This is a genomic window from Moritella sp. 5 (genome assembly GCF_018219455.1).
Lineage (GTDB): Bacteria > Pseudomonadota > Gammaproteobacteria > Enterobacterales > Moritellaceae > Moritella.
Genome location: NZ_CP056122.1, coordinates 823,149 through 848,659 on the forward strand (window position 1 = coordinate 823,149; position 25,511 = coordinate 848,659).

The window sequence follows — 25,511 nt, forward strand, 5'->3', positions numbered from 1 at the left end:
CGTAGCCTTGTTTGTTGTATGTGCAACCTTGGGGAAATTGCTCTCAAAATGATACATTGCTCACATTTAGTCACCATGTTGGTGCAAACATTCAACCCCAGGTCTATGGTTTTGATGTATCTTGGTTATAAGTTGTTGATATTTAGTGTTTAAATTGGGTTTTATTAAGTTGGCCTTAGTATTGCTTTGTTCTAGATAAGATAAAATTTTTTAAACTTTGTTTTTATATCTTAGAGGGAATTTTTATGGGACAAGAAAAATTTAATATATTGTCTTTTTCAGGGAAGATGAAAACCTTACACTTATCGTGGATGGCATTTTTTATTACGTTTTTGGTTTGGTTTAATGCCGCGCCGTTAATGTTAGCAATTAAAGATAGCTTAGGGCTCACTACGGAAGAAGTTAAAACGCTACTAATCCTCAATGTGGCATTAACGATTCCTGCGCGCGTTATTATTGGCATGTTAACCGATAAATACGGCCCTCGAATTGTTTATTCTACATTATTAGCCGTCTGCTCAATTCCATGCTTTATGTTTGCGTTGGCGACGACATTCGAACAATTAGCGATAGCGCGTTTCATGATGGGTCTGATTGGCGCGGGCTTTGTAGTTGGTATTCGTATTGTCAGTGAATGGTTTCCCGCCAATGAGTTAGGTACTGCTGAAGGCATCTATGGTGGTTGGGGTAACTTTGGTTCCGCGGCCGCAGCATTCACATTACCAACGGTTGCGTTATTGTTTGGTGGTCCTGATGGCTGGCGCTATGCTATCGCTATTACCGGTGTGATGAGTTTAGCGTTCAGTGTGGTGTATTACCTTAATGTCACTGATACACCAAAAGGTGCGACTTATTTCCGTCCTAAAAAAGGCGGAGCAATGGAAGTGACCAGTAAAGGTGATTTCTATTTACTGCTATTTATGAAGTTACCTATGTATCTCACGCTGGATCTACTCGCGTGGAAACTATTACAAATTGGTATGTTCACCGAAACGACCACTAATGCGATTTATATTGGCTTAGCTGTATTGTATGTTTTGGATTGCTGGAAAACATATCAGGTAAACAGCGATATTTTTGTTAAAGATGTGCCTGAAATGGAACGTTATAAATTTAAACAGGTGGCTGTACTTAACGTCTTGTACTTTTCTACATTTGGTTCTGAGTTAGCCGTTGTTTCTATGTTGCCATTATTTTTTGCGGAAACATTCGGGCTCGGTATGGCGGAAGCGGGTATGGTTGCGGCGTCTTACGCCTTTATGAATCTGATGTCACGTCCAGGTGGCGGTTGGATTAGTGATCGCTTTGGTCGTAAAAAAACGTTATTGATTTTAACTGCTGGTTTAGCCGTTGGTTACTATGCGATGTCACAAATTACGGCAGCGTGGTCATTACCCCTTGCTATCGCAACCGCAATGGCATGTTCATTCTTCGTGCAAGCAGGTGAGGGGGCTGTATTTGCTGCAGTACCGTTAATTAAACGTCGTTTAACGGGTCAAATTGCAGGTATGACTGGTGCCTATGGTAATGTGGGGGCGGTATTCTATTTAACGCTGTATTCGATCGTATCAACGCAAGTATTCTTTTATGCGATTGCAATCACGGCGATAGTCGGCTTTATTGCTTTATTATTAATGGAAGAGCCAAAAGGGCATATCACAGAGGTAGATGAAGACGGTAAAGTGACGTTAATTAATGTGTCATAAATAGTCTTAATGACAAGAATGTCATTGGATATGTGTTATGAATAAAGAATGACTGGTTCATGTTCGAGAAAGGATTTATTACTGGTTCGTGACAGTTGGTCATTGTAAATGTGGCGTCATTATCATAGTTGGTAATGGCGCCATTTTTATATAATGATTTGTCTACTTATCTATTAACCGACTTATATACCTAAGCTTCGGTCATTTCAGCAATCAAGGTTGGCGATATTTTTGCTAAGTCACCACTAAGCATATCATGGTCTAGGGTATCAGGCAGTACTAGCTTAAGTTTGGCATAAAAACGATTGTTATCAGACTGCCACAGATCTTTGCTGTGTGTTGTTATCGCTTTTAATTCAATACCGTGCTGCGTTAATATCTTAGATACTTCGTTGATAATTCCCGGACGGTCGTTATCTTGGATGATAAGGCAGGGTGATTTTTGCCAAATACTTTGGTTTTTACCTTCGGCGAAACTTATGGTTAGGCCTGGGACCAGGCTTAATGCTTCACATAAATCGCGGTAATATTCATCTTCTACTGAAATTTGTAAGATACCTGCAAATTGTCCTGCTAGCTCACTCATGTTACTTGCTAACCAGTTTCCCTTATGCTCGGCGACGACACGTGATAAGTTGTTTATGAGACCTGATTTATCATCACCAATAAGCGTTACGATAAGTTGTTTAAGCATTACTAAGCCCTATGTAAAAAATCCAGTGTAAAACGTTTTGTTTTAGCTACTTTCATCTCTTAATATGATGCGCCATACTATATGCAAATAATGTGCATAAATATAGCACTGGTATATAAATATCAGAACTTAGTCCAGCTAATATACCCAAGTTACTTCAAGATGCTATATCAGAGGCGAGCAGGTATATCAGAACAAGGCACAATATGTAGGTAATGGTTATTCCATTTTCAAATATTGTAACGCTGTGCTGTTATTCCTACTCGCCTCCCGTAGGGCAAACCGAATGAAGGAATCTTTGGCGTTATGAAGTCTTGATTTAGAATAACTAAATCCTCGACTTCATGCCTTGAATATCCTCTCCTTTCGGTTTGCTGATTGTGCATCTCGAGGTAGCTTGGGTATAGAATTTATTTAACGTTGTTGAGTGATGTCATATAACTGTCATAAATATTACATATAATCGCACAGTGATTAATTAAGGCTAAATACGAGGAAGAGATGGCTGAACAGTTTTCTTTAACGATTGCGGGCTCCCGTAAGCGTCTAATTAAAGATAAACTCGCAGAATATGGTATTAAAATGGGCGGAGGTGTTGTACTGATGACACTGCTGCTAATATTTTGCTACCTGCTGTATGTGGTTTATCCGGTTTTTGAATCGGCGAAAATAGAATCTAAAGCACAATACAGTCAATCTTTTGCTGGTAATACTTATGCATTAGCGATGGAGGAGCAAAATGAAATTGCCTATCGTTATAGTGATTTAGGCATTAACTTCTTTAACACTTTAGATCCCAACGTTGAGTTGATGCAATATGCATTACCACAGCCGGCGACGTCATTTGGTCAAACAGGACCAACATCACCTATCGTTGTATTTGGTTTTAATGATGGTAAGGCGTTAATTGCGGAAGCTGATTTCGATGTCACCTACCCTGGTGATAAGCGTCTTATCACACCAGAAGTTAATTTCCCATTTGGTGAGCAACAAATTGAAGTCGACAGCCAAGGGCAAGCATTAAAACATATTGCAGTTGAAGTTGAAGGTGAAGATGCGGCTATCGTTGCGGTGACGGCGGATAACCGCGGTATATTGCTACGTTATACTGCAGAAGAAGACTTCATGACGGAAGAATTGGAATGGAGCAGCGAGACAATTGAGCTGCCTTCAATGCCGATGGATGTTGAACAGGTATTGTTAACACCAAACTTCCGCTTTATCTTCATGCGCAGTGGTAACAAACTGTCTATCTATGATATTCGTGATACCGATGATATTTCGATTGTTGAAGTGTTAGATATTAATGAAAAACAACAAAACGTGACCCACGTTGCATTATTAACTGGCGCAAGTTCATTACTGGTCGCGAATGATAACGGTGTGGTGAGTCAATGGTTTGAAGTGGCTAAAGATGGCGAGCGTAAATTCACTAAAATTCGTCAGTTTGATGCGCAATCAAGTGTCATTGATATTACCACTGAATATTCTCGTAAAGGTTTCATGACGGTTGGGGTGGATAATAGCCTTACCATTTTTCACGCCACAGGTGAAACTAAACTATTACACCAAGATCTTGGTATGGGTTCACTTCAGCATATTGCAATTTCTCCTCGTGCTAATGCTTTCTTAGTTGAATCAGAACAGGGTATCGGCTTTTATAAGCTAACCAATGAGCATCCAGAAGTGACATGGAGTGCATTGTGGCAAGAAGTTTGGTATGAAGGCTATTCAGAACCAGACTATATTTGGCAGTCGACCTCGGCATCTGATGACTTTGAACCGAAACTAAGCTTAGTGCCAATCACATTTGGTACCATTAAAGCCGCATTTTATGCGATGTTATTTGCGGTGCCAATCGCGGTAGCAGGTGCTATTTATACTGCTTACTTCATGAACTCTGGTTTACGTAAAGTAATTAAACCAACGGTTGAAATCATGGAAGCATTACCAACGGTAATTCTTGGTTTCCTTGCTGGTCTATGGCTAGCACCGTTTGTTGAAATGAATTTGCCTGGCGTCATGATGATCGCCGTGCTCCTGCCATTTTCAACCGTGTTAGTTGCTGCCATTTGGCATTTCTTACCACAAAAACTCATTAATCGTATCCCGCAAGGCGCGCACGTAATTATTTTATTACCTGTGTTATTGCTTGTTGGTTACTTATCCGTCTTAGCTAGTCCGCTTGTAGAAGACTTGATCTTTGATGGTGATGCACGTGCTTATATCAATGATATCTTTGGTTTCGACCAACGTAACTCTTTGATTGTTGGTATTGCGATGGGCTTTGCGGTTATTCCAACTATCTTCTCTATTGCTGAAGATGCGATTTTCAGTGTGCCAAAGCACTTAACGCAAGGTTCACTAGCATTGGGGGCGACAAGCTGGCAAACGCTCGTAAAAGTTGTATTGCTTACTGCAAGTCCTGGTATTTTCTCGGCTGTTATGATGGGTTTAGGCCGTGCGGTCGGCGAGACAATGATTGTATTAATGGCAACTGGTAATACGCCTGTAATGGATTTCAATATCTTCTCTGGAATGAGAACATTGGCAGCCAATATTGCAGTCGAAATGCCAGAGTCAGAAGTGGGTAGCTCGCATTACCGTGTACTGTTCTTAGCGGCATTTGTACTCTTTATTCTGACGTTTGTATTTAATACGATTGCGGAATACGTGAGACAGCGTTTACGTGAAAAATACAGCGCGATTTAATCTAAGGCTTGTAATAGGATATTAAAATGAAAAATTGGTTTCGCTCAGGATCGCCTTGGATATGGATGACAGGTGGTGCTGTAAGTATAAGTTTGATTGCAGTTCTTGGTTTGTTGATGTTGATCGCGTGGCGTGGTCTCACTTACTTCTGGCCAAGTGCGATACATGAATTTAATGTACAGCTTGAAGATGGTTCTAACCGCGTTGTTATTGGTGAGATCTATGATCGTGAATTTGTGCCAATTCAACGCTTGCTTGAAGCTGGTGTGAAAATTGACCCAACGTTAGAGACGGTAGAGCGTATCTTGGTGAAAACCGGTAACCGTGAATATGTAGATCTTGATTTCAGCTGGTTACTTGGTCCGGCAATTACGGAACAATCAACACCCGCTGCCTTGGCTGTGGTTGAACGTTTTACGAATGGTAACTTTTATGGTTACCCAGTTGCTATCGAAGAAGATGGGGTGAAGAAAGCCTTAACCTCTGCGGCGCAATTAGAAGTTCTGATTGAGCGTGCTGTTGAACTAAACGATAAAGCGCAAAGTTTACAGAAGGGTGAGATTAGTTCGGTTAACTATGAATTAGAGCGTATTCGCTTAAAGTTACGCAGTTATGAATTAAAAGATGAGCTGACTAGCGAGATTGAAACTAAATATAGCAAGATCTCTGAGGGATTGCGTGCTGAATATCAAATTTATGAAGCGCAATTATTCAGTTATCGTGACCAAGCAAACCGTGATGCTGTTATTGTCAAAGACATGCGTGGTGAAGAAGTTCGCATTCCATTATCTAATGTACTTGAAGTTACATACCCGAACGACATGGGTATTGTGAGTAAAATCATGCATTGGTTTGGTAACATGGGTAGCTTCGTAACAAGTGACCCACGTGAAGCAAATACGGAAGGTGGCGTATTCCCTGCTATCTTTGGTACTATCTTTATGGTGATGTTGATGGCTGTTATTGTGACACCATTAGGTGTAGTTGCAGCGATTTACCTACATGAATATGCCCCGAAAAACGGGTTGACGAAAATGATTCGTATTGCGGTGATTAACCTCGCAGGTGTACCGTCAATCGTATACGGTGTATTTGGTCTGGGTTTCTTTGTTTACATGTTAGGTGGTTCAATTGATGAATTGTTCTACCCTGAATCATCACCGTCTCCGGTATTTGGTTCACCAGGTGTATTATGGTCGGCATTAACACTCGCTATTTTAACGTTACCTGTTGTGATTGTATCAACGGAAGAAGGCTTATCGCGTATTCCAACATCATTACGTCAGGGGTCGCTAGCACTGGGTGCAACGAAGTTTGAAACGCTATGGCGTATTATCGTGCCAATGGCAAGTCCTGCAATTATGACGGGTCTTATTCTGGCAGTTGCCCGTGCTGCGGGTGAAGTAGCACCATTGATGCTGGTGGGTGTAGTTAAACTTGCTCCGACATTACCGGTTGATATGAACTTCCCGTATATTCACGTTGAACGTAAGTTCATGCACTTAGGCTTCCACATTTATGATGTTGGTTTCCAAAGTCCAAACGTAGAAGCGGCAAGACCATTAGTTTATGCCACGTCGTTCTTGTTAGTAACCGTCATTATCGGGTTAAATTTAACAGCAATTGGTGTGCGTAACCATTTACGTGAAAAATTTAAAAATCTAGAACTATAGACCTCTAGCTGTTACGTTAGCTTATAGATTTAGACCTGCCAGGTTAAAGACAAGACCTGTCAGGTTATAGACACAGATATGGAAAGCAGTTGCTCAAGTGGCTGCTTCAATAGGAAAAAAAATGATTGATATGAGTTCAAATGTTACTGATGTTGTAAACCTCGATGTTAATAATTTATCACCAGCAGATACAGCATTAGAAATTAAAAATTTAGACTTATTTTATGGCGACAAACAGGCACTGTTTGATGTAAGTATGAAAATACCGAAAAAACAAGTCACCGCTTTCATTGGCCCATCGGGTTGTGGTAAATCAACACTATTACGTTGTATTAATCGCATGAATGATTTAGTTGATATCTGCCACATTAAAGGTGATATCAATTTACATGACAAAAATATTTATGACCGTGATGTAGATGTAGCAACACTACGTCGTAACGTCGGTATGGTGTTCCAGCGTCCAAATCCATTCCCTAAATCGATCTATGAAAATGTAGTTTATGGTTTACGTTTACAAGGCATCAACGACAAACGTCGTTTAGACGAAGCAGCTGAATCTTCATTACGTGGCGCAGCTATCTGGGATGAAGTAAAAGATCGTCTACATGATAATGCGTTTGGTTTATCCGGTGGTCAACAACAACGTTTGGTGATTGCCCGTGCCATTGCGATTGAACCAGAAATCTTATTACTGGATGAACCAACATCAGCATTGGATCCTATCTCGACATTAGTGATTGAAGAACTCATCACTGAACTGAAGAAAAAATTCACTGTTGTGATTGTAACGCACAACATGCAACAAGCGGCACGTGTATCAGACCATACTGCATTTATGTATATGGGTAAGCTTATTGAGTACTCTGACACAAATACCTTATTTACTACTCCCGCTAAAAAGCAGACAGAAGATTATATTACGGGTAAATACGGTTAATTAAGACTTTTAAATTTAATAAAGAATTAGCGTCATGACACGCAAAGGACAATACATGGATAATTTAACATTAGGCCGTCATATTTCCGGTCAATTTAATGCAGAATTAGAAAGCATCCGTAACCAAGTGATGGTGATGGGTGGACTGGTTGAAGAACAATTAAACTCAGCAATTGAAGTTTTATCATCACAGGATATTGATTCTGCAAATAAGATCATCGATACCGATAAAAGTGTCAATTCAATGGAAGTGGCCATTGATGAATCTTGCACACGTATTATTGCTAAGCGTCAACCTGCGGCAAGTGATTTACGTCTCGTCATGGCGATTATTAAAACCATTACCGATTTAGAACGCATTGGTGATGTTGCAGATCGTATTGCACGTACAGTGATTGAAAACCGTAACAAAAAATCACCACCGCTCGTTAGTATGGAAAATATGGGGCGTCATACAATAAAAATGTTACATGATGTCCTTGACGCATTTGCGCGTATGGATGTTGATGCGGCATTTAAAGTATACCAAGAAGACGTTAAAGTTGACCGTGAATACGAAAGTATCATCCGTGAGTTAATGACGTATATGATGGAAGATCCACGCTCAATCCCACAAGTATTGAACGTATTGTGGTGTGCGCGTGCACTAGAGCGTGTAGGAGACCGTTGCCAGAATATCTCTGAATACATCATTTACTTTGTTAAGGGTAAAGATATTCGTCATATTAATCACGACGAAGTAAGAGACTTATTGGAAAAATAATCGCGTTAAACTCCGAATTATAGTTAATGTTAAAAGCCTTGTTTATCAATTGATAAACAAGGCTTTTTTGTTTTTAGTGATTGAATATAGATCAGCTAATGCATAACATCTCAGATCCATTTTACTTTACAAGTCTCACCAGCATGCGACTATATTAGCCATGAGCTTGTGTTTCATCAATAAGGATATAGTAATGCATTCTGTGCTGACGGCTGCCGATGGCCGAGAAATTAAATTGTTTGCTTGGCTACCAGTGCAAGAAGTCCGATACGTGATGGTATTAAGTCACGGTATGGCTGAGCATATACAAAGGTATGAAATGTTTGCTTTGGCTTGTAACGCTGCTGGTATTGCGGTTTATGGTGCGAATCATCGTGGTCATGGTAACGATGCGCCAGTATTAGGCCATTATGCAGATGAGGGGGGGTGGCATAAAGTGATCAATGATTTAGATCTTATCATCGATGATGTTGCTAAGCGTCATGCAGTACCCTTAGTATTATTTGGTCACAGTATGGGCTCTTTCATAGCTCAGCAATATGCTATTTTACACGGTAATAAGCTGAAGGGTTTAATACTAAGTGGTTCTAATTACCAAAGCCCAATCATGTATAAGCTGGTAAGCATAGCGAGTAAAATAGAAAAAATGCGTATCGGTGCTAGATCACCAAGTAGTTTCTTAGATTTTCTATCATTTGGCTCTTTCAATCGTAAGCTTAAGCCTGTGCGAACAACATCAGATTGGCTAAGCCGTGATCCTGTGCAAGTGGATAAATATATTAATGATAGCTATTGTGGCTTTCCGTGTACTCCACAATTCTGGCTAGATTTCATGTCAGGATTAATTAGCATTAGCCAAAAATCAGAAATAGCAAAAATCCCAAATAAATTACCAATATATATTTTTAGTGGTGATAACGATCCCGTTGGTTTACAGGGTAAGGGGATATTAGCATTAGAGCAACATATTACTAACAATGGTTGTAGTGAAGTGCAGTGTAAACTTTATTCAGGTGGTCGCCATGAGATGTTAAATGAGTCTAATGCGAATGAAGTATTTAATGACGTAATAACTTGGGTTATATCAAAAAGAATCGTATAGAAGGAGGCTTTCAAGCTTCAGTTGAAAGTGTGTTCCGCTTCAGTTTTAGTTGATTTTTGCTAAAGCGAAACGCTTTAGTTTGACACCTTGTCATTAGTGTGAAATATGTTGCATTTATTACAAACTTGTTGCAATGTGTAGGTTGATAAAGCAATTCGTACAGATGTTTAAAACAATAGAAGATTATTCTTCCGTTGCTGGCAGATGAGGAATTGTGGCCAATACATATATTTCAACGGAGTGAAGCTATGACTGCCAATACCCAGTCTAATGAAACAGGTTCTCTGGTTTTCCATGGGGAAATCAATCAAGAACAACAACAGATCCTAAATCCTGAAGCAGTTGCTTTGTTGACTGAGTTAGTCGAAAAATTCGCTCCTCAAGTTGATGAGCTACTTAATCAACGTGTAAAAAAACAAGCGCGTATGGATGCTGGTGAACTCCCTGATTTTTTACCTGAAACGGCACATATTCGCAAAGGCGATTGGAAGATTCAAGGTATCCCTGAAAAACTTCAAGATCGTCGTGTAGAAATTACTGGTCCAGTTGACCGTAAAATGGTGATTAATGCACTAAACGCACGCGTTAAAGTATTTATGGCAGACTTTGAAGATTCATTCGCGCCAACATGGGGCGGTGTGTTAGACGGTCAGGTTAACTTACGTGATGCAGTAAATGGTACGATTGAATATACTAACCCTGCGAACGGTAAACACTACTCTTTAGATGATGATCCAGCAACACTTATCTGTCGTGTTCGTGGTCTGCATTTACCAGAAAAACATATTACTTTTAACGGTAAAATTGTACCGGGTTGTTTAGTCGATTTTGCACTGTATTTTTCTAATAACTATGAAACGTTATTAGCAAAAGGCGCAGGCCCTTACTTCTACGTACCTAAGCTACAAAGCCACCATGAATCAAAATGGTGGAGTGAAGTATTTAGCTATGCAGAAGACAAAGTAAATCTAGACCGCGGTACGATCAAAGCAACACTGCTCATTGAAACTATCCCAGCAGTATTTGAAATGGAAGAAATTCTATATAGCATGAAAGAGCACATTGTTGCGCTTAACTGTGGTCGTTGGGATTATATCTTTAGCTATATTAAAACACTGCGTAAACATGCAGACCGTGTATTACCAGATCGTCATTCTGTAACGATGGACAAATCTTTCCTTAGTGCTTATTCACGTTTATTAATCAAAACATGTCATAAACGTGGGGCTCTTGCGATGGGCGGTATGGCTGCATTTATTCCAGCCAAAACAGCCGAAGAAAACGATAAAGTATTAGCTAAAGTAACCGCAGATAAGACCCTAGAAGCAAAAAATGGTCATGACGGTACTTGGGTTGCTCACCCTGGTTTAGCAGATACAGCAATGGGTGTGATGAACGAATATATCGGTGCAGGTAATGCTAACCAAATTAACGTTTTACGTGAAGACGATGCACCGGTAACGGCTGCTGAGTTACTTGAACCTTGTTCTGGTGAACGAACTGAAACTGGCATGCGTTTAAATATTCGTATTGGTGTTCGTTACATGGAAGCATGGATTTCGGGTAATGGTTGTGTGCCTATCTACGGCTTAATGGAAGATGCAGCAACCGCAGAAATCTCTCGTGCGTCAATTTGGCAGTGGATCCAGCACGGCAAAACATTGAGCAACGGTAAAGTTGTAACAAAAGAGTTATTCTGCCAATTACTACAAGAAGAGCTTCTGGTCATTCGTGATGAAGAAATTGGCGTTGAAGCTTACGAGCAAGGCCGTTTTGTTGAAGCGTCTAAATTGTTTGAAGAATTAACAGTCAGCGATCACCTTGCTGAGTTTTTAACGCTACCTGGTTATGATTTCTTAGATTAGAAATTTTTGGAATCGGGCGAGGTTAGGCTATCTCGCCATGTTCTTGTTGTATCAAGTATTAAAATAATTATTAAAGGAATAAAAATGTCTATATACAAAAATGATATCGATGCAGTTACTACATTAAAAGCTGAACAAGGTTCTAAATGGGCCGCTATTAACCCTGAATATGCAGCGCGTATGCGTGCTCAAAACCGTTTCAAAACGGGTCTTGATGTTGCACAGTTCACTGCTGATATTATGCGTGCAGATATGGCTGAATACGACCAAGATTCTTCACAATACACGCAGTCTTTAGGTTGCTGGCATGGTTTTACAGCCCAACAAATGATGATGGCTGTTAAACGTCACGAAAAAACAACCAAGAAAAGCTATGTTTACCTTTCTGGTTGGATGGTTGCGGCACTGCGCTCTGACTTCGGTCCTTTACCAGACCAATCAATGCACGAAAAAACATCTGTACCTGCATTAATCGAAGAAATCTACACGTTCCTACGTCAAGCTGATGCACGTGAACTGGATATCTTATTCAACGAATTAGATGACGCTCGTAACAACGGCGGTGACGTAGTAGCAGCACAAGCAGCTATCGACAACCACGAAACACACGTAGTGCCAATCATTGCCGATATTGATGCTGGTTTTGGTAACGAAGAAGCAACGTACCTTCTTGCTAAGAAAATGATTGAAGCTGGTGCATGTTGTATCCAAATTGAAAACCAAGTATCTGACGCGAAACAATGTGGTCACCAAGCAGGTAAAGTAACGGTTCCACACGAAGATTTCCTAGCGAAAATCAACGCGGTACGTTATGCATTCCTTGAATTAGGCATCGACAACGGTGTTATCGTTGCACGTACTGACTCATTAGGTGCTGGCCTAACGCAAAAAGTACCTGTATCGCAAACGCCAGGTGATTTAGCGTCTCAATACAATGCATTCCTAGAAACAACGCCAGTTGAATCAGCAGCAGATGTTGCCGAAGGCGACATGGTTATCAAGCAAAACGGTAAATTAGTTAAACCAACACGTTTAGCGTCTGGTCTGTATGCATTCCGTGAAGGCACAGAGATTGACCGTGTAGTACTTGATTGTGTCGTTAGCTTGCAAAACGGCGCTGATTTATTGTGGATTGAAACTGAAAAACCACACGTAGGTCAAATCGCACACATGGTTAACGAAGTACGTAAGACAGTCCCTGATGCGAAGCTTGTTTATAATAACTCGCCATCATTTAACTGGACGCTTAACTTCCGTCAACAAGAATACGCAGGATGGGTTGAAGCAGGTAAAGATGTATCAGCATACCCTGACCCAGCAACAGACCCACGCGGCCTGATGGATGAGAAATTCGATACGTCTGAGCTAGCAATCGCAGCAGATAAGAAAGTACAAACGTTCCAAGCTGATTCAGCACGTGAAGCAGGTATCTTCCATCACCTAATCACATTGCCGACTTACCATGAAACAGCACTTGGTACAGATATTCTTTCTGAAGGTTACTTCGGTGAACTTGGTATGCTTGCTTATGTACGTGATATTCAACGTCAAGAAATCCGTCGTGAACAAGCATCAGTTAAGCACCAAAACTTAGCGGGTTCAGATATCGGTGACGCACATAAAGGTTACTTCTCTGGCGATAACGCGCTTAAAGCTGGCGGCGAAGACAACACGATGAACCAGTTCTAATTTAGAGCCTCATTGTTAGCTTATTATCAGTTAAATAATAAGAGTCAGTTAATATGAAAAAACCAGCCTCGGCTGGTTTTTTGTGTTTGTAGACTAATAAAAAATACCCATCCTCTTATTTGATATAAAAGTCAGGGGAGGGATTATGTGTAGTGCGTTACAAACTTAAGTTTTTTTTAATAAAATCAAGAAACACTGAAATCTTCGGCGAGATAAGATCACGCTTTAAATAGAGAGCATAAGTCGAGCTAATGCTGTCATAAGGGCTTAATACAAACTCGGGTAATATATGCACTAGTTTATTATTTTTTAGTTCGTTATTGATGGCCCAGCGAGGCATAAGTGCAAATCCAGCATGGTTTAATAATAATTGTTTTTGACCGTTAACTGAGTTCACCGTTAAATGATCTACAATCGTTAACTTAATTGGTTTATCTTCCATTAAAAACCAGTCTCGCCAGCCAGAATAGCCATAAGTGATACAATCAAATTTAGTCAAGGTATCGGGTGAACTTGGTGTGCCATGCTCGGTAATATATTCAGGACTCGCACATAATATAAAGTCATTATCGAGCAGCTTACGCGCAATTAGATTTGAGTCGGGTAAACGCCCACTACGGATCGCTATATCTACATTGTCTTCGACTAAATCAATGACACGTTCGGATAACTCAAGTTGTACTTTTATTTTAGGGTATTTTTTTTTGAACTTAGGAATAAGTGGTAAAATACAGCTTTCACCAAAGCCGACTGTCATACTGAGTTTTAGCGTTCCTTGGGGTTCTTTCTGTAAATCATTTACAACACGGTTAGCTTCGTCCAGTTCTGCAATTATACGTTGGGAATATTCATAATAAGTCGAGCCAGCTTCTGTTAAGCCGATATTACGGGTGGTTCTGTTCAGTAATCGAATGCCGAGCTCTTTTTCTAAGGCTGCTAATTGGCGTGAAATTGAGGACGGTTGCACATCAAATACACGGCTGGCTGCGGAAATACTGCCAGTTTCCACAACGCAATTAAAATAATGTAAACGAGTAAGCATATAGTACCTATTAAAACGAACTGTAATTGATTGGATTTTTTATTTTACAGCTTGGTCAACTTAATAGATTGTTGCATAAAAAGCAAAGGCGGTTTGCTTATAGACTTATATTTGCTATCGGTGACAAGGATGCCTTTATTCTAAGGTCTAATTTCATATTCTATTTACTCGTCATTATCAGTCGTCGTTTTATTTTCTGTTTTACTGGGCATTAAATTAGCAAGTAATTCCGTTGGCATCGGAAATAAGATCGTCGAATTTTTCTCACTCGCGATCTCGGTTAACGTTTGCAGGTAACGAAGTAGGATTGCATTTGGTTCTTGGGCTAGTTTAGCTGCGGCTTGGACCAATTTGTCAGAGGCTTCCATTTCCCCCGAAGCATGAATAACTTTTGCCCGTCGTGTTCTTTCTGCTTCCGCTTGACGTGCGATTGCTCTGATCATGCTTTCGTTTAAATCAATGTGCTTTATTTCCACATTAGATACCTTGATCCCCCAACCATCGGTACGTGAATCTAAGATCGCTTGAATATCGACATTGAGCATTTCTCTGTTGGCTAACATTTCATCTAGCTCATGTTGACCCAATACCGAACGTAACGTGGTTTGTGCCAATTGAGAAGTGGCTTGCAGAAAATTTTCGACATTGATGATAGCTTTTTGTGAATCAATCACCCGAAAATAAATAACGGCATTAACCCGTACTGACACATTATCTCTACTGATTACATCTTGACTAGGCACATCCATGACCACGGTACGTAAATCGACACGTACCATTTGTTGCACTATTGGGATGACAATGATCAAGCCAGGCCCTTTTACTTTTTCAAAACGGCCAAGGAAAAAGATAACCCCACGTTCGTATTCACGTAAGATCCGAAACATGCTGATGATTAACAGGAGCAATAAAAATATAATTGCGCCAGTAAATAACATACCGCTATTGAGGATTGCTTGCATCGTTAACCTCCGATTCAGAGATTGGCAATAGGATTAGCGTTAAACCATCAATGCCATCTATTTGTACTACTTGTCCAGCGCTTAATTGATGTGGGCAATAAGCCGACCAACGTTCACCGTTTACATTAATATGTCCTTGGCCAATAAACCCCATTTCTATGGTCACTTCCGAGCCTATTAATGCTTCTTTACCACTGACCACTTTGTTTTTCCGCATATCCCAAAGATAGCTAAATATGAAGATAAAAAAGAGTAATGAAAGCACGGTGACGGCAGCTATAAGTTGTAGCGACACTTGAAATTGCGGTAGGTCGCTATCAAATAAAAATATCGACCCGAGTGTAAAAGCAATAATACCGCCGAGCCCCAAAATACCAAAACTGGGTGACATAGATTCTGCAACGAGTAAGGTAATCCCCAGTAATAAGAGACCTAATCCGACATAATCAATGGGTAGCATCTGGAAGGCGTACAGTGCTATAAACAAGGAAATTGAACCTGTCACGCCAGCGATCCCAACGCCGGGACTGTAAAATTCGAGTAAGATGCCATACACCCCAATTAGCATCAGAATATAAGCGATATTAGGGTCGGTGATAGTACCAATAAAGTTACTGCGCCAATTGGGTTGGCGTAGTTCCAGTGGACTGTTAGTTAATGTTAGCAGTCTTTGCTGTTGTTTGATGGTGACGTATTGGCCGTCAAGTTTTTGCAAGAGATGCTGTGGTGATTGCGCTAACAAATTAATCACGTTTTTATCCAGAGCTTCGACCGCCGTTAAGGTTGCCGCTTCTGTCACGGCTAATTCAGCCCATTCGATATTACGCTTACGCAGTTGTGCTAATGAACGAATATAGGCAACTGCATCATTGAGCACTTTCTTTTCCATGGCACTTTTTTCTGTCACTTGTGGTGAATCAGATAGCGTGGGGGAGGGCTGTTGTTCTTTGGTGTCGGCGTTCGGTGAATCTGATTTGGAGTCAGGTTTTGTATTAGGTGTTGGCTCGGTTGCTGGTTGGTAAGGTTTTGCTGGTTTCTTATCTCCTGTAGGTAAAGGGTTACCTATACTGACTGGAGTTGCAGCTCCTAATGTAGTCGTGGTCGCCATTGCTGCTATATGGCAGGCATAGAGAATATAAGTCCCAGCACTGGCGGCTCTAGCCCCTGGTGGATGTACTAAGCAGGCGATGGGAACATTTGAGTTTAAGATCGCCTGGTTAATATCCCGCAAGCTCGAGACTAAGCCCCCTGGGGTATCGATGGTAATGATGATTAACGGTGGCGTCGAATGACCGTTATCACTCGTTTCAGCATTTGTCTGGTTATTTGCGCGGCTAATTTCGCTGGTAAGGTAATGGCTAATTGCGGGACCAATTGCGCCTTTGATTGTTAATACCGGCACAGGAACGCCACTTTCATTAGTGGCAGCACCTGAAGGTTCGGCTAAGTTAGCATTTAGCATATTACTGTAGAGCAGTAATATGCTTATGAGCCAGTAATACATAGATAATATCCCGCAATCATACTAACTCTATTTTAGCTCATGAATACCATGCCTGCGTCTTTACCTTAATTAATAGCAATACACATATTCTTACTGTATTCACTTTATGTGAGTTTGAATTGGCTGAGTAATGTTTCTAATTGTTCTCCTGCGGAAGATAAGTCGGTAGATACTTGTGTTGTTTCATGGCTTGATGACAGTAGTTGCGCGACCACATCACGGATATTAACCATGTTACGATTAATTTCATCGGTTACCGAACTTTGTTCTGTGGCGGCTGTAGCAATATGGTTTGTCATTTGATTAATGGCATCAACAGCATCGGTGACAGCGGATAAACTACCGCTGATTTGGGTTGATGATTGCATCGCGTGGACACTGGTCTCTTGACTGGTTTTCATTGCGCTCACGGCTTGGGCAACAAATTGGTGTAAACCATCGAGCATTACCTTGATTTCTAATGTGCTTTCTTGAGTCCGACTTGCTAAGCTGCGAACTTCATCTGCGACAACTGCAAAACCTCGCCCTTGTTCCCCGGCTCTGGCTGCTTCAATCGCAGCATTGAGAGCGAGTAAATTGGTTTGATCGGCTATCGCACCGATAACTTGTAATACGTGATCAATTTTTTGCGATTGTTCATGTAGGGAACTCATGTACCCGCTAGCTTGCTCAACGTTATCAACCAAAGTCGTGATGGCCGTACTAGACGTTCTGACATTTTCTTGTGCTAATAAAGAATCTTGCGTCGCCATTTGTGTTGCATCGGCGACTTGAATCACGTTTTCTGCCACATCATTTGCTGTTGCATTCATTTCGGTAACCGCGGTGACCACCTGATCTGTTTCATTATTATGGATAGTCAGTTGTTCCGTGGTCTTTTGAGTTTGTTGGCTGAGGTTATTGGCAGAGTCTGATACTTGATGGGTGACATCTGCCATGGCGCTGATGATATTTTGTAATTTAGCGGTGAAACGATTAAATGCACCACCAAGTAAGGCTATTTCGTCACTTCCTTTGATATCTAATCGACGGGTTAAATCACCTTCACCATCTGCAATATCATTGAGCGTATTGAGCATGTCATTAATTGGTTTTGCCAGACGTTTAGCAATCCACAGCATGAATAAACTGGTTAGTATGACGAGTATGATAGCGCTCGTAATTGCTAATTTTATTTGTGCATAAAATTGTTGCCATGCTGAATGGCTAAAAATAGTTAAATCATTAACAATATCATCTACATATACACCAGTGCCAATAAACCAATCTGTGCCTGTAATAGGTGCGGCATAACTTAACTTAGGCTGTAATGTATCAGTACCTGGCTTAGGATATACGTACTCAACAAATCCACCACCAGACTGACTGGCTTTGATAAGTTCTTGAATTAGCATAACGCCATTTTTGTCTTGGAGTGCAAAGCGATTTTCACCTTGATTTTTTTCGTTACTTGCATCAGCGATATTGATCCCTTTACTGTCGTAAATGAAAAAGTAGCCAAGGTTGTTGTCACCATAACGCGCGTGTTTAAGGATATCTCGTACGTTTGCTAGTGTTTGTTGTTGGGTTTTATTTTGTGTTGTGGCGTTAGTGATTTCTCGTAGTATTATTTTTTGCGTTATTTTTACTGCATCACTGATCTGTTTTTGACGTTCTGTTCGTAGCAGCAATTCATGATCATGGATCATGGTTGTTACTGCGCTAGTCTGTAAATTAGAAATTATTGCTAATGTAGCGAGTAAGGAAATAACCATAGGAACTATCGCAATAAGTAGTAATTTATTCTGCATTTTCAAATTATCCATGACCTAACCTTATAATCCATTAAAGATGACTGTCTATCTCATTAAGTCAGCTTTTTATCTATTTTTATATATTTACATGTTCAAATTGTTAAGTGAGTGTTTATTTTTGTTTTTAAGTGTTTTATCTCTAGACTACTGATGGCAATGTATATATCAGGGTGTTGTTTTTGTTAAAGCCTGTGCTGGAGGGTGTTAAGACTGATTTTTATGAATATTGCGAATTAATTCATGGCCTTCCAGTTGTACTTATTTCATTTTAAATATAATTCATTGTTATTTTACTGTACGATATTTGGTTGCATGTTAACCAGTTGTGGGTATTATGGTTATCTGTTTGTTGGGTATATAACCTGATAATGTGTGTTTTACATTATCGTTAGTCTTAAGGAAGGGATGTTGATGGAAGCTTTAACAGAGTTTATTTCTGCGGTAAATAGTGTGGTATGGGGTGTACCTATGCTAGTCATGATCCTTGGGATAGGACTATTCCTATCTTTAGGGTTGAAATTGATGCCTATTTTAAAGTTAGGGACTGGTTTTAAGTTACTTTGGGCTGGACGTTCAGCTACGTCAGGTGACAAAAGCAAAGGTGAAATCACGCCATTTAATGCGTTAATGACATCACTCTCTGCCACTATTGGCACAGGTAATATTGCGGGTGTGGCAACGGCTATCTTTTTAGGTGGACCGGGTGCGTTATTTTGGATGTGGTGTACTGCGTTAGTAGGCATGGCAACCAAATATGCAGAAGCTGTATGTGCAGTTAAATATCGTGAAACGGATGATAATGGTAACCACGTTGGTGGACCAATGTATTACATCAAAAATGGTTTAAGCAGTAAATGGGCTTGGCTCGGTACTGCGTTTGCTATCTTTGGTTCAATTGCTGGTTTTGGTATTGGTAATACAGTGCAATCAAATTCAGTTGCTGATGCTTTATCAAGTAGTTTTGGTATCCCACCAATGGCCTCTGGTTTAGTGATGATGGTACTGGTTGGTTTAGTACTGATGGGCGGTGTTAAGCGTATCGCTGATGTGGCGGGTAAATTAGTACCGTTAATGGCGATTTTCTATATTGGTGCTGGTTGTGTAGTACTGATCATGAACGTGAGTGAAATTCCTGCTGCATTTGCCTTAATCATTGAAAGTGCATTTACACCAGTCGCTGCACAAGGTGGTTTTGCTGGTGCTGCTGTTTGGGCTGCGATTCGTTTTGGTGTCGCACGTGGTGTGTTCTCTAACGAAGCGGGTTTAGGTAGTGCGCCAATTGCGCATGCTGCTGCACAAACCAATGATCCGGTTAAACAGGGTCTTATCGCTATGTTAGGTACGTTTATCGATACCCTTATCGTTTGTACTATTACGGGTCTTGCGATTGTCGTTACTGGCGCGTGGACATCGGGCGATACGGGCGCAGCATTAACATCTGCTGCGTTTGCAAGTGCATTACCTGGTGTGGGTAACTACATTGTAGCGATTGCGCTGTCAGTATTTGCCTTCACGACTATCCTTGGCTGGAGTTTCTACAGCGAGAAATGTGTGCAATATCTATTTGGTGTGAAAGCAATTGTACCATTCCGTATCTTGTGGATCATTGCAGTGCCAATTGGTGCAACAAGTTCACTGAGCTTTGTTTGGTTACTTGCTGATACGTTGAATGCCATGATGGCACTGCCTAATCTGGTTGCACTTGCGCTACTTAGCCCTGTTGTATTTAAGCTAACGAAAGAGTATTTTGCCAAGCAAGGCGAAGCTGCTAAAGAATAAAATATTAGCGAGTAACGATGAGTAAATAATTGTTAGTCAATATTTAAACCCCCGCCTATTTTTTTGCTAAATAGGCGGGGGTTTTGTTTTTAATATTCAAATATTCCTTCCGTATCTATTCACTGTCCTGCCGTTACATCTGCTTACATAGAATGACCTGCAGTTACTTTATTATCGTGTATATACAAGATGTAAATTAACACTAAGGATAATTCAAAGATGACAATATCGAATAAAGTAAAAATATGTTTACTGACCGCGGGTATTGTAATGCTTGCAGGTTGTGGTTCTGATAGCGGGAGTAAGACTACGACTACGACTACGACAACGCCGACAACACCGACAACACCGACAACACAGACAACTGTAAAGATATTTGATGCCGTTGCTAATTGTAAAACTAAAAGCGATGTACCGAGCTGTCATTTTGATAATGGTGTTTATGTTATCAAATTAAGTAATAAAGTAACGGATGAGCAGCAACAACGCGTTATTAAACGCGTGACAAATATGATGCAATGGGCTCATCAAGATGTTCGTGAGCAGTTTGCCGCGAAACGTATTGTTTTGGGGCTTATCGAAGATCAAGATGCTTTAAAGACTGCTGCTGGCGAATTTGTTATTGAGTTAAATAATAATAAAGGCACAATTATCGATGGTATTGAGTTAATTTATACCAATATTGGGGGGAAAGACGAGACGCTTTCTCCGACGACTTATCAAAAAATGATGCAGCTTTATGATTACTATGTAGATGGAAATGCAAATAGTGCGGCTGGTGCGGCTCTGAGTGTTTCTTACGAAGCATTTAAGACTGCATTAGTACAAACTAAAGTGACTGCAGATAGGTTAGGTATTGCGTATTTACAGTATGATGAATGTAACTACGGTAATCAACAGTTAACAAATAATCGTGCGCTAGGTACACCAAATCCATGCATGGAAGATGGTAGACCAACAGATGATGATGGTAATGATATCTCAAAGGGGAAGCCGGATATGGTGCATTCGTTAGCTACAAATTTAAACCCTGGTGCATTGTTAGGTACCGTGTACGAATATCTAGTTGAAGTTAAAAATACACCTGCTGGTGAGTTATCAGCTTCTGATAGCAGCGCGTTTGTTAACGAGGGTTACATTGGGTCTAATGTTGTGAACGGTCTTACCGATCACTCTAAGCTATTTGTTAGTTGGGCAAATAGATCATTCTTACCATTTAAACAATATTTAGATACTTACTTCTTCGTCAATAAGAAATAAAATAGTCGTATACTAGGGAGGGAAATTTCTCTCCCTATATAGCGTTAAAATATTATTAATCGACTCTTTTAGTTTCAAATCACGTTATTCATTGCCTGTCACTCTATCTTTCGCTAATGTGTTTTTATAGATAGTCGTTTTATAAAAATAAGAATGAGCAGGGAAAGACATTAATATGAGTTCAAATAAATTAGCGACACAGCTTGTCTCGGCAGGACGCGATAAAAAATTTTCACACGGTGCAGTGAACCCCGTTGTTCAGCGCGCATCATCAATTGTATTTGATTCAGTTAAAGCCAAAAAAGCAGCAACCGCAAAACGTGCTGATGGTGAATTGTTTTACGGTCGCCGTGGTACCCAAACTCACTTCTCATTACAGCAAGCGATGACCGAACTTGAAGGTGGCGAAGGTTGTGCGCTTTACCCTTGTGGCGCAGCCGCTGTCACTAATTCTATTCTGTCATTTGTGAACGCAGGTGATCATATTTTAATGACCAGTGCTGCCTATGAGCCCACGCAAGATTTTTGTAATGTCATGTTAGCTAAAATGAACGTAGCGACAACATATTATGATCCTATGCTAGGCGAAAGTATTGCAGGCTTAATGCAGGCGAATACCAGCGTAGTATTTCTAGAGTCACCAAGTTCAATTACCATGGAAGTACAAGACATTCCTGCGATCGTAAAAGCGGTTCGTGCGGAAAATCCAGAGGTGATTATCATGATAGATAATACCTGGGCTGCGGGTGTGTTATTTAAAGCCTTTGAACACGATATTGATATTTCAATTCAAGCTGGTACAAAATATATCATTGGTCATTCTGATTATATGTTAGGTACAGCTGTTGCCAATGAACGTTGCTGGGCACAACTACGTGAGCAGTCATACTTAATGGGCCAAATGGTTGATGCTGATACTGCATACATGGCGAGCCGTGGCTTACGTACTATGGGTATTCGTTTAAAGCAGCATGAAGCGGCAAGTATCAAAGTAGCGAATTGGTTAAGTACCCGTCCAGAAGTCGAACGTGTTAATCATCCTGCATTACCAAGCTGTAAAGGGCACGAGTTCTACAAACGTGATTTTAAGGGTTGTAATGGCTTATTTTCATTCATTCTTAAAGAGCAACTGAGCAAAGAACAGCTGGCGAATTATTTAGATAACTTTGTGCATTTCAGTATGGCGTATTCGTGGGGCGGTTATGAGTCATTAATCTTAGCGAACCAAGCGTCTGAACTTAACCGCATCCGTCCTGCTGGCGATGTCGATTTCACGGGTACATTGGTACGTTTACATATCGGTTTGGAAGATGTTGAAGATTTGATTGCTGATTTAGAGGCTGGTTTTACTCGACTTTAAATCGCGTTACGTTTCAATAATCAATGATATTTAAATCAAGGCGCTTAAAGACTCTTAAAGAGGCTTAAAGAGGCTTAAAGATGTTAAGGCTATTATCTTGCTATGCTACTGCATGCTCTAGATTTTCTAGGCCTTACTTTGTAATTTATTGATTTAAAGGTTTTTTGATGAAATTATGTATTTTTGCAGTGTTAAGTTTTTTGTCGTTATCCACTATGGCAGCAGGTGATGATTATCAAGATATCGGAGAGCGCTCTCAAGAAATGTATGTTGCTGCCGGAATCAGTGACCATAAATTAGGCAAACTAAGAGGTGACAAAATATCAGCATTGCTTGGTGCTAGAAATTATTACCAAAATAACTGGTTTGTCGGTGGTGAGTTAGAAGTATCATATCTTAAATATAAAGAACTTAGCCTTAATGAATCTTATGGTCTTGCGGCAAATGTACCGATAGGGAAGCATTTTTCTTTTGTCGGTGATAGTTCAATTGATATTTATGGATTGGTTGGATATTCGATGACCGAATTGAATTTTATGCCTGAAAAAATCACTGTACGCGGTTTAAAATGGGGCTTGGGTACTGATGTATCATTCTCTAATTTTATGGTTGGAGTTCGTTGGACTCAAGCTGAATTAGGTAATGACGATGTTCGTGATAAGTTAAGAGAACAAAATATTACTCTGTTCGCAGGATACAAGTTCTAAATAACGGGTGACATGGTATATCTAGCCTCCAATAGAGAGGCGTTTTATCTTGAGAATACTATTATCGATAATACCGTTCGCTTCCAAACGATTTAAAATGTCAGTCCGCTCAATTCAGCATAAAGATATAGGCGCTATATATTCGTGATGCCTATATTTATTAAGTACGACATATTTTCCACGTCATAATATTCAAATGTAGTTTGATTCATTTTAATTTCGGCACCGATGAAAAAGTTGCCCTTAAATACATAGTTGAATCCTGCTCCATACGTTATTCCTATCGAATTATCTTTGGTTTTACCTACACCTTGTAAGTCATATTTGGTTGACGTATAAGAAAGTCCTATCTTTGAATATAGGTTTAAATTATTTGTTAAATGATAAGAAATAATAGGAGATATATCTGATGATAAAGAATTGAATGAGCCGTTATTTTTATCTAAAGTAAGATAGTTAATATTGGCATTGTAGCCAAATTTAAGATCTTCCTCACCATATAGAACCGCTGTGTTGATGCCAACTGCTAGGGGTTTATTATCCATTTTATTAGAGTCGACTTTATGAGTCGCTTTGCCTAATTGTAGCGATGAATATACGTATTCTGAAGCCAGTGTTGGAGATGAAAATAAAAAAATGCATACTATTTTTATTGATTTGTTCATATTAGTCCGTTGTATATGAAAAGTTTGTATTTTATTTTTGATGGCGTAGGTAAGAGTTACAATCATACCAACCAAAAATTATTATCGCATAGTAAATATATTAACGGTAGTGATAATGATTGCCATTATCATCTGAAGGGGTTGTTAAATGCCTTTGTTATTGATGAAGTAAGCAGGCAGGCACTAACAGTTATATTGGAGGTGCCAATTAGGAATTTTGAGTGAGGTTAAATGATTACTATGAAATTAATCGCTTCCATGCGATTTAAAATATCAGTCCGTTCAATTCAGCATTAAGACTGAACTGTTACGTCCTTTTTTACAGTATTTCTTGATTTAAACTGCGTCATACTGACCCCTGCTAATACCAACGTACCACCGATGAACTGCTCACTTGATAGCTGTTCATTGAGAATGAGGGTCGCCATAATCGCAGTAAATACCGGCAATAAATTCATGAACATTGCGCTTTTATCGGCACCGAGATAATGAATACTTTGCATCCATAACCAAGTGGCTAATATCGATGTTGGGATCGCAGCATATAATACCAGTGGTAACGATTCACTGCTCAGGCCGACTTGGCCGTTATATGCGAGTATAGGCAGTAAGATAATGACCGCAAATACCATTTGTACATACAGCGCAATCCAGTTGTTAAACGGTAAACGCCAGCGTTTGAGTAGCACTCCGTATAGAGCGTAGCTACAGGCTGCAATTAGCATGTAAGTATCGCCGATATTAATCCCCTCAGACAGTAAGCTACTAATTTGACCATGGCTTAACATATACACCAAGCCCGTCATCGAAATAGCCGCGCCGAGCAATGCTTTTTTAGTCAATGAGATCCCGAGTAGTGGCACACTAAACATTAAGCTTAATAACGGTACTAAGGCAAAAATAAGCGTCATATGTGTTGCTGTCGTTGTTGCCGCTGCAAAGTAGGCGAGAGATTGGTTAATCGCCATGCCCAATAATGCCAAGAATGCTAATTTAGTTAAATAGGGTTTAATCGCTTGGCGTTTTTTCCATACCGGTTTGATTAAAAAAGGCGTAAGTGTCATTAAGGCTATAAACCAACGATAGAAGGAGATGGTTTCGGGCGAGATAACGTTGGCCGACAAAACATTGACAATGGAATTACCTGACCAAATGATAACCGTGAATAGCGGGAGTAAAAAATACATGGTGATCTGCTTGCGTATAAAAAGGCGATTGTAGCAGAGAATACCGTGTTATTGGGAAGTACTTATTTGTAGGGTTATATGATGGTAGAGGCAACCTAGGTGATTTAA

At 40.1% G+C, this 25,511-nt stretch carries 19 protein-coding genes; 12 read left to right on the forward strand and 7 right to left on the reverse strand.

Annotated features, from left to right (window positions below):
- Window positions 1–245: 245 nt before the first annotated feature.
- The gene (locus HWV01_RS03825; RefSeq protein ID WP_211674140.1) at window positions 246–1,706 is read left to right on the forward strand and encodes a NarK family nitrate/nitrite MFS transporter; all 1,461 of its coding nucleotides are present in this window, start codon (window positions 246–248) and stop codon (window positions 1,704–1,706) included.
- Between the two features lie 190 nt (window positions 1,707–1,896).
- On the opposite strand, the gene HWV01_RS03830 is transcribed toward HWV01_RS03825, so the two are convergent.
- Window positions 1,897–2,400 (reverse strand): glycine cleavage system protein R, encoded by a 504-nt coding sequence (locus HWV01_RS03830; protein ID WP_211674141.1) that lies wholly within the window; start codon window positions 2,398–2,400, stop codon window positions 1,897–1,899.
- Between the two features lie 501 nt (window positions 2,401–2,901).
- Here HWV01_RS03830 and HWV01_RS03835 point away from each other — a divergent pair.
- The 7 genes from HWV01_RS03835 (at window position 2,902) to HWV01_RS03865 (ending at window position 13,144) form a co-directional block, all read left to right on the forward strand.
- Window positions 2,902–5,112, forward strand: coding sequence for an ABC transporter permease subunit (locus tag HWV01_RS03835; RefSeq protein ID WP_211674142.1), 2,211 nt, complete (start codon window positions 2,902–2,904; stop codon window positions 5,110–5,112).
- A gap of 26 nt (window positions 5,113–5,138) precedes the next feature.
- Window positions 5,139–6,785 carry a phosphate ABC transporter permease PstA gene (pstA, locus tag HWV01_RS03840; RefSeq protein WP_211674143.1) on the forward strand — a complete coding sequence of 549 codons (1,647 nt, stop codon included), beginning with the start codon at window positions 5,139–5,141 and terminating at the stop codon, window positions 6,783–6,785.
- 121 nt (window positions 6,786–6,906) lie between these two features.
- The gene (pstB, locus tag HWV01_RS03845) at window positions 6,907–7,725 is read left to right on the forward strand and encodes a phosphate ABC transporter ATP-binding protein PstB (protein ID WP_211674144.1); all 819 of its coding nucleotides are present in this window, start codon (window positions 6,907–6,909) and stop codon (window positions 7,723–7,725) included.
- 55 nt (window positions 7,726–7,780) lie between these two features.
- Window positions 7,781–8,488, forward strand: coding sequence for a phosphate signaling complex protein PhoU (gene phoU, locus HWV01_RS03850; RefSeq protein WP_211674145.1), 708 nt, complete (start codon window positions 7,781–7,783; stop codon window positions 8,486–8,488).
- 193 nt (window positions 8,489–8,681) lie between these two features.
- The gene (locus HWV01_RS03855) at window positions 8,682–9,590 is read left to right on the forward strand and encodes an alpha/beta fold hydrolase (RefSeq protein WP_211674146.1); all 909 of its coding nucleotides are present in this window, start codon (window positions 8,682–8,684) and stop codon (window positions 9,588–9,590) included.
- Between the two features lie 248 nt (window positions 9,591–9,838).
- Window positions 9,839–11,455 carry a malate synthase A gene (gene aceB, locus HWV01_RS03860; RefSeq protein ID WP_211674147.1) on the forward strand — a complete coding sequence of 539 codons (1,617 nt, stop codon included), beginning with the start codon at window positions 9,839–9,841 and terminating at the stop codon, window positions 11,453–11,455.
- 84 nt (window positions 11,456–11,539) lie between these two features.
- Window positions 11,540–13,144, forward strand: coding sequence for an isocitrate lyase (locus HWV01_RS03865; RefSeq protein WP_211674148.1), 1,605 nt, complete (start codon window positions 11,540–11,542; stop codon window positions 13,142–13,144).
- A gap of 157 nt (window positions 13,145–13,301) precedes the next feature.
- Here HWV01_RS03865 and HWV01_RS03870 read toward each other — a convergent pair whose 3' ends face one another.
- From HWV01_RS03870 to HWV01_RS03885, 4 genes are all read right to left on the reverse strand, one after another.
- Entirely contained in the window at window positions 13,302–14,186 is an 885-nt protein-coding gene (locus HWV01_RS03870) for a LysR family transcriptional regulator (protein ID WP_211674149.1), read from the reverse strand.
- Between the two features lie 164 nt (window positions 14,187–14,350).
- Window positions 14,351–15,148 (reverse strand): slipin family protein, encoded by a 798-nt coding sequence (locus HWV01_RS03875; protein WP_211674150.1) that lies wholly within the window; start codon window positions 15,146–15,148, stop codon window positions 14,351–14,353.
- Complete coding sequence (locus tag HWV01_RS03880; protein ID WP_249185434.1) at window positions 15,129–16,652, reverse strand: nodulation protein NfeD; 1,524 nt, start codon at window positions 16,650–16,652, stop codon at window positions 15,129–15,131. The genes HWV01_RS03875 and HWV01_RS03880 overlap by 20 nt, the downstream gene beginning before the upstream one ends.
- Window positions 16,653–16,756: 104 nt before the next feature.
- Window positions 16,757–18,457: a methyl-accepting chemotaxis protein gene (locus tag HWV01_RS03885; protein ID WP_211674151.1), complete on the reverse strand. Its 1,701-nt coding sequence runs from the start codon at window positions 18,455–18,457 to the stop codon at window positions 16,757–16,759.
- 399 nt (window positions 18,458–18,856) lie between these two features.
- On the opposite strand from HWV01_RS03885, the gene HWV01_RS03890 reads away from it, so the two are divergent.
- The 4 genes from HWV01_RS03890 to HWV01_RS03905 all read left to right on the forward strand — a co-directional run bounded on the left by HWV01_RS03890 (window position 18,857) and on the right by HWV01_RS03905 (window position 23,551).
- A complete protein-coding gene (locus HWV01_RS03890; protein WP_211674152.1) occupies window positions 18,857–20,224 on the forward strand; it encodes a sodium:alanine symporter family protein in 1,368 nt (455 codons plus the stop codon).
- 219 nt (window positions 20,225–20,443) lie between these two features.
- Window positions 20,444–21,484, forward strand: a complete 1,041-nt coding sequence (locus HWV01_RS03895; RefSeq protein ID WP_211674153.1) for a hypothetical protein — start codon at window positions 20,444–20,446, stop codon at window positions 21,482–21,484.
- Window positions 21,485–21,659: 175 nt separating this feature from the next.
- Entirely contained in the window at window positions 21,660–22,844 is a 1,185-nt protein-coding gene (gene metC / locus HWV01_RS03900) for a cystathionine beta-lyase (protein ID WP_211674154.1), read from the forward strand.
- A 167-nt stretch (window positions 22,845–23,011) separates the two neighbouring features.
- The gene (locus tag HWV01_RS03905) at window positions 23,012–23,551 is read left to right on the forward strand and encodes an outer membrane beta-barrel protein (protein ID WP_211674155.1); all 540 of its coding nucleotides are present in this window, start codon (window positions 23,012–23,014) and stop codon (window positions 23,549–23,551) included.
- A gap of 134 nt (window positions 23,552–23,685) precedes the next feature.
- Here the strand turns inward: HWV01_RS03905 and HWV01_RS03910 are convergent, their stop codons facing one another.
- Window positions 23,686–24,216 carry an outer membrane beta-barrel protein gene (locus tag HWV01_RS03910; protein ID WP_211674156.1) on the reverse strand — a complete coding sequence of 177 codons (531 nt, stop codon included), beginning with the start codon at window positions 24,214–24,216 and terminating at the stop codon, window positions 23,686–23,688.
- A 293-nt stretch (window positions 24,217–24,509) separates the two neighbouring features.
- Window positions 24,510–25,403: a DMT family transporter gene (locus tag HWV01_RS03915; RefSeq protein WP_211674157.1), complete on the reverse strand. Its 894-nt coding sequence runs from the start codon at window positions 25,401–25,403 to the stop codon at window positions 24,510–24,512.
- Between the last annotated feature and the right edge of the window lie 108 nt (window positions 25,404–25,511).

Bases quoted from the DNA above. Each gene is read 5' to 3' on its own strand.
- HWV01_RS03835 (WP_211674142.1), top strand. From the start codon at position 2,902: ATGGCTGAACAGTTTTCTTTAACGATTGCGGGCTCCCGTAAGCGTCTA.
- HWV01_RS03825 (WP_211674140.1), top strand. From the start codon at position 246: ATGGGACAAGAAAAATTTAATATATTGTCTTTTTCAGGGAAGATGAAA.
- HWV01_RS03880 (WP_249185434.1), bottom strand. From the start codon at position 16,652: ATGTATTACTGGCTCATAAGCATATTACTGCTCTACAGTAATATGCTA.
- metC (WP_211674154.1), top strand. From the start codon at position 21,660: ATGAGTTCAAATAAATTAGCGACACAGCTTGTCTCGGCAGGACGCGAT.
- HWV01_RS03865 (WP_211674148.1), top strand. From the start codon at position 11,540: ATGTCTATATACAAAAATGATATCGATGCAGTTACTACATTAAAAGCT.
- phoU (WP_211674145.1), top strand. From the start codon at position 7,781: ATGGATAATTTAACATTAGGCCGTCATATTTCCGGTCAATTTAATGCA.
- HWV01_RS03895 (WP_211674153.1), top strand. From the start codon at position 20,444: ATGACAATATCGAATAAAGTAAAAATATGTTTACTGACCGCGGGTATT.
- aceB (WP_211674147.1), top strand. From the start codon at position 9,839: ATGACTGCCAATACCCAGTCTAATGAAACAGGTTCTCTGGTTTTCCAT.
- HWV01_RS03830 (WP_211674141.1), bottom strand. From the start codon at position 2,400: ATGCTTAAACAACTTATCGTAACGCTTATTGGTGATGATAAATCAGGT.
- HWV01_RS03915 (WP_211674157.1), bottom strand. From the start codon at position 25,403: ATGTATTTTTTACTCCCGCTATTCACGGTTATCATTTGGTCAGGTAAT.
- HWV01_RS03905 (WP_211674155.1), top strand. From the start codon at position 23,012: ATGAAATTATGTATTTTTGCAGTGTTAAGTTTTTTGTCGTTATCCACT.
- HWV01_RS03855 (WP_211674146.1), top strand. From the start codon at position 8,682: ATGCATTCTGTGCTGACGGCTGCCGATGGCCGAGAAATTAAATTGTTT.
- HWV01_RS03885 (WP_211674151.1), bottom strand. From the start codon at position 18,457: ATGGATAATTTGAAAATGCAGAATAAATTACTACTTATTGCGATAGTT.
- pstB (WP_211674144.1), top strand. From the start codon at position 6,907: ATGATTGATATGAGTTCAAATGTTACTGATGTTGTAAACCTCGATGTT.
- pstA (WP_211674143.1), top strand. From the start codon at position 5,139: ATGAAAAATTGGTTTCGCTCAGGATCGCCTTGGATATGGATGACAGGT.
- HWV01_RS03890 (WP_211674152.1), top strand. From the start codon at position 18,857: ATGGAAGCTTTAACAGAGTTTATTTCTGCGGTAAATAGTGTGGTATGG.
- HWV01_RS03910 (WP_211674156.1), bottom strand. From the start codon at position 24,216: ATGAACAAATCAATAAAAATAGTATGCATTTTTTTATTTTCATCTCCA.
- HWV01_RS03875 (WP_211674150.1), bottom strand. From the start codon at position 15,148: ATGCAAGCAATCCTCAATAGCGGTATGTTATTTACTGGCGCAATTATA.
- HWV01_RS03870 (WP_211674149.1), bottom strand. From the start codon at position 14,186: ATGCTTACTCGTTTACATTATTTTAATTGCGTTGTGGAAACTGGCAGT.